At 56.7% G+C, this 2,215-nt stretch carries 2 protein-coding genes; both read right to left on the reverse strand.

Features of this window, described 5'->3' with window-relative positions; genetic code table 11:
- Window positions 1-1,532 (reverse strand): transposase (locus tag AArcSt11_RS16825; protein ID WP_250598861.1); only part of this gene is annotated, 1,532 nt, incomplete at its 3' end.
- Window positions 1,525-2,151, reverse strand: a complete 627-nt coding sequence (locus tag AArcSt11_RS16830) for an IS607 family transposase (protein WP_250598863.1) — start codon at window positions 2,149-2,151, stop codon at window positions 1,525-1,527. The genes AArcSt11_RS16825 and AArcSt11_RS16830, both read right to left, overlap by 8 nt.
- Between the last annotated feature and the right edge of the window lie 64 nt (window positions 2,152-2,215).

Here is a 2,215-nt window from a genome sequence, read left to right on the forward strand (position 1 = left end):
TCACCAGCGGAACGGCCAGCTAGCACGATTTCAGAATCCCCCCTGTAGGAGGATGTGAAACCGTGGTCTAGCCCGTCCGTCTCGCTGAAGAACACGCGAGCCACGTTCAGCGCCCCGATGTAATCCCGGTCGCCTTCGAACCCACACCGGGCGTTGTCACACCGGAAGTGCCCGCCCCACCAGTGTTCTTGCTGGTGGTCGGGCGATTTGCAAGTGTGGCCGGTTGAGCCACACCGGGGACACGACCGACTTGTTCCCTGTGGATAGACTCGCTCAACAGCAACTCCAGCGCAGTCTGCTCGGTATTCGATGTTCTCGATGATCTCGCGCCGCGCCCATGACGACAATTCCCACGACAACGTGCCTTCGTCCCCCGGTGGAGAGAGCGACCGCAAGTCCTCGTGGACAATCGAGTCCACGTCGTAGATGAGCGCAAGTGCGAGAACTTGGTTGGCTATATCGTGCGTCAGTTGTTCGCGTTTGTGCCGAATCTTGCTGTTTACCCGTTCGTATTCGCTCTGGATGTGTGCGAACTCGTCAGTATGCGAGCGACCATCACGGCGCAACGCGGCAAGGCGGTCGTTCAGTCGGGTTCGTTCACGGTGGAGCCGTCGCATCTTTTCGCGATCGGTGAACTGGATGAACTGTGGCGTAGACAGTTGTTCGCCGTCGTCACTGACCACCACGGCAGTCATATCTTTCCGCATTCCGCCGTCAAGCGCCAGTATGCAGTCAACGTCGTCGTTCGTCTCTGTCTGATCGACTTTGACGGGAAAGGACAGTTCGTAGTAGGTGTCACCGGTCTTTCGACGAGATGGCTGAAACTCGGGAGCCGAGAGATCGCCGTGGGCGAGCAGGTCATGAAACGTCTCGTAACCGTCACGCTCGTACTCCGTCCACGACCAGTCACCTCGTGTCTCCGGCGACAACGTGTCTGGCGTCTTGAGCCGGATGATCAACATCTCACTGTCGGCGTCGTACTGGTATTTGACGACTTGGCCGCTGGTTGGGCCGTCGTCCGCAGAGAACGGCAAGACGCCGCTATCGTACGCTGGACAGTCCTGCATTTCGAAGTACGTGGCTGGATACGCCCCGTGACGGTCGTAGTAGCTGGTGAGTTGGTCGATGAGGATGTCCACGTAGCCTGACGAGAGGTAGTCGCCGTCGTCCCAGAGCCGTTCTTTGATGCGACGTCGGTGGATGCGTCGGACTTTATACTCGGGCAACACGCTTTGAATGGACTGGAAAGCGTCTCGGCGGTCGGCGTGACTCCGGAGGGTTTCCCCAACCTTCTGCAAGATGCACCGTCGAAACCGCGATGGGAGATACAGGTCGAGTTCGTCGAACGGTTCGTGTTCATCGAAATATTTCCACGCCTGATGCGATGCGTCAGCAATCCCGTCCAGATGGACTGGCGTCCAGTGGTTTTCAAGGACATGATTGGCGACACGACGGGTGAGTGTTGCCAGTCGCTCGAATCGTTTGTCGTCCTCATCTGGGAGGCGAATCGGGAGCGAGAGGTGGTCACTCATCGGGTTTCACCTCTGACTCAACAGTGTTGACGACCTGTTGTTTTTTCGAGGAGCGCATCCCGTAGAGTTTGCCGCTGAAGCTGGCGACGAGTTTGATGAGGTCCTCAACGAGTTCTTCCTGTGCGGATTTGTCCGTCTCGTCTTCGATGACAGTGATGGTGACACCGTAGCAGTCGAAATACCGTTCAAGATACGAGAACCCAAAGCGGGTGAGTCTGTCTTCGTAGGTGACGAGAATGCGTCCATAGTCGGCTTCTTGTACGTCATCAAGGAGCGAGTCAAGTCCACGACGGTCTTCGTTGAGACCACTGCCAGCGTCGGTGTACGTATTTTCAACGCTCCAGCCGTGATCGTGAGCGTAGTCTGTGAGTCGCTCAAGTTGGCGGTCGAGGTCGCCGTTGTCTTTCTGGCCGTGACTGGAGACGCGAGCGTAGAGGGCAACACGGTCTGTTGGCCGAGTATCGCCAGCAAGTCGACGGAGTTCCCGATGTGGAATCCGTCGTTCACCACCCGGTGTCCGGGTGTAGTCGAGGTTGTCGTTCCGACACCAACGTTTCACGGTCTGGGCGTGAACACCGAGTTCATCCGCAAACTCACCAATAGAGTACGACCGTGGCATTCAGATGTTACTATTTACTACTGGTAGATACTTATAGATACTGGATTCTGTAACAGTTACACTA

This window comes from Natranaeroarchaeum aerophilus, from assembly GCF_023638055.1.
GTDB lineage: Archaea > Halobacteriota > Halobacteria > Halobacteriales > Natronoarchaeaceae > Natranaeroarchaeum > Natranaeroarchaeum aerophilum.

Excerpts from the sequence above, each read along its gene's own strand:
- AArcSt11_RS16830 (WP_250598863.1), bottom strand. The coding sequence starts at position 2,151 with ATGCCACGGTCGTACTCTATTGGTGAGTTTGCGGATGAACTCGGTGTT.